1 protein-coding gene and 1 pseudogene are annotated in these 2,956 nt (G+C 73.3%); both read left to right on the forward strand.

Annotated features, from left to right (window positions below; translation table 11 throughout):
* A partial coding sequence (locus VN520_RS25955) for an IclR family transcriptional regulator domain-containing protein (protein WP_325749367.1) occupies window positions 1-1,466 on the forward strand: 1,466 nt, incomplete at its 5' end.
* Window positions 1,467-2,294: 828 nt separating this feature from the next.
* Window positions 2,295-2,956: pseudogene (locus VN520_RS25960) on the forward strand (transketolase); the annotation flags it as partial.

The following is a 2,956-nucleotide window of genomic DNA, read 5'->3' on the forward strand; positions in this document are numbered from 1 at the left end:
TGCGCCTCGACGGCAAGGCCGTCAGCCTCGCGCCGCCCCTGATGGAGCTGGGCAACGCCTATCTCTCGTCGATCCGTCTTCCCGGCCTCCTCGGCGACCGGGTGGACGCCCTCGCGGACGAACTCGACGAGTCCGTGTCGCTCGCGGTGCCCGACGGCGGGGACATCCGTTTCGTGCACCAGGCGACACGGCGCCGCGCGATGTCCCTGAGCTTCCGCATCGGCGACCTGCTGCCGGCCGAACGCACCGCTCCCGGCGCGCTCTTCGCCACCTGCTGGGAGCCCGAGGAATGGCAGGCATGGCGGGATCGGCGGGCCCTTGATCCGAAGGGAGCCGGCTTCCCGTCCTTGCCGCCGCGGCCGTGCCCGGCGGACGACCTGTTCGAGGACCGGGTGGACGCGGCGCGGGCCGAGGGCTGGGCACTGGACGACCAGCTGATCGAACCCGGCCTGCTGGCTCTCGCCGTACCCGTGCACGACCCCGCCGGAGGCATCGCGTGCGTGCTCAGTGTGGTCAGCCACACCAGCCGGCACAGCGCACAAGGGCTCCGCGACAGCCTGCTGCCCCGGCTGCGCGATGCCGCCGCGGTGATGGAACGCCGACTGCGCGACGCACCGCCCCCGGGGCCTGCGCCCGCCCCCGGGGCCCTCGCCTCATGGACCGCGGCATCGAAACAGGAACTGGGCCGGGGCTTCGTCGAATCCCTCGCCCGGGGCCTGACCGTCATCACCGCGTTCGGTGACAGCGGCGCGGCCCTGACGCTCAGCGCCGTCGCACGGGCGACCGGCCTCTCACGCGCCTCCGCGCGCCGCGCCCTGATCACCCTCGAACACCTCGGATACGTGGCGGTCGACGGACGGGACCACCGGCTGACCCCGCGCGTCCTGGCACTCGGATATCCGCCGCTCTCCCGCATCACCCTGCCGCGGATCGCGCAACCGCACCTCGCCGCTCTGGCAGGGCGGATCCACGACTCCACCTCCCTCGCCGTCCTGGTGGACGACTCGGTGCAGTACGTGGCGCGTGCCGCCACCCACCGCATCATGAACGTCAACATCACCGTCGGCACCCGCTTCCCGGCCTACGCGACCTCTCTGGGCCGCGTACTGCTGGCCGACCTCCCCGCCTCCGGGCTCGGACCCCTCCTCGACCACGCGGAACTGCGCCCGCTGGCCCCCCACACCCTCACCCGGCGCGCCGAACTCGAAGCCGCGCTGGAACGCGTACGCACGGAGGGGTACGCCCTGGTCGACGAGGAGCTGGAAGCCGGCCTGCGTTCGATCGCCGTCCCCGTGCGGGACCGCGCGGGGACCGCGGTCGCGTCCATCAACGTCGCCATGCACAGCAGCAGCCGGACGATCGACGCATGCCTGGAGCAGGTCCTGCCCGAACTGCGCCTCACCGCCGGGAGCATCGAGTCCGAACTGCACACCGCGGCCCGGTTCACCGACGTGGCGGTGGTGTGAGCACGCCCGGGTGCGGCCGTCCTCGGCCGGAGCCCTCCCGGCCGCAGGAGCATGCCCGGACCCCCGCTCGCTCAGGAGGGTGCCGGCGTGTGCAGCAGGGCCTCACCGCTCGGACCTGCCATGGCCGACGCCAGGAACCGCTCGATCCGCCCGAGGCCGGCTTCGACCGCGAGCGACACACAGATCCCGTACGGCCCGGCCGGGGACGAGCTCCCGGGCGGCGTACGGAGCGAACCCGGCGTCCCGGCCTTCGTCCCGGCCGCGGGCGGCGGAGGACCTGCTGAGCGTCGGAAAGGGAGGACGTGTCGAGTGAAGTGCTGAACAAGGGGGCCCCTTCGAAAGGCGCCCCGGACGGCGCGCTCTGCGCAGAAGCCGAGTGGGTGTCAGCCGGAGACCACAGGCACGGGGACGATGAAGAGCTCACGGACTTCGGCGCCGGGGCGGAGGTGAACACTCCTCTGCCGCCTCCTTCGCCATATTGCCCTCCTGCCTCACGGATCCGGCCGCTCCGGCCGGCGTCCGCGCGGGTGAAGGCTGTCGCGCGCTTCCAGGCGCTCTCCCGGGGCAGGGGAAGCCACCGCCCCGGCCCACGTCCGGCGGCACGCGCCTGCCGGGCTCCGCAGCGGGTAGGTGACCCGTCGGCGGGGCGTGTGCGCCGCCGCCGCCCGCGCCGGGCGCCGCGCCGCCCGGTGAGCATCGGAAGCCCACCGCACCGCCGGGCCCGCTCCAGGTGCGGAGGAGGGCGGGGGAACAGAGGATGCGAGGGGTGGCGAGCCGCACCGGCCGGTCCCGTCGAACCGAGAAGCGACGTCCGAGGGAGACGACACCATGGCGCCCGAGCAATCCTCTTCCGGCAGCACCGCACAGCGGGACCCCGGCCTGGCCCGGCCACTGGCCGAACGGGCGGGATGGAGCGATGTGGACCTGCGCGCGGTGGACACCGTACGGGTCCTCGCCGCCGACGCCGTCCAGAGGACGGGCAACGGCCACCCCGGTACGGCGATGAGTCTCGCCCCGCTCGCCTACCTGCTGTTCCAGCAGGTCATGCGGCACGATCCCGAGGACGACCAGTGGCTGGGCAGGGACCGCTTCGTCCTCTCCTGCGGCCACACCAGCCTCACCCTGTACATCCAGCTCTACCTGGCGGGCTACGGCCTGGAGATGGAGGACCTGAAGGCGCTGCGGACCTGGGACTCGGCGACCCCGGGCCACCCGGAGTACCGGCACACCCGTGGTGTCGAGATCACCACGGGGCCGCTGGGCCAGGGGTTGGGCGCCGCCGTCGGCATGGCGATGGCCGCGCGCCGGGAGCGGGGCCTGCTCGACCCGGACGCAGCACCGGGCGCCAGCCCGTTCGACCACCACGTGTACGTGCTGGCGTCCGACGGCGACATGATGGAGGGGGTCGCGTCCGAGGCCGCGTCACTGGCCGGTCACCAGCAGCTGGGCAACCTCGTGCTGTTCTACGACTCCAACCACATCTCCATCGA

The sequence above is a fragment of the Streptomyces sp. genome, assembly GCF_035563135.1.
Lineage (GTDB): Bacteria > Actinomycetota > Actinomycetes > Streptomycetales > Streptomycetaceae > Streptomyces.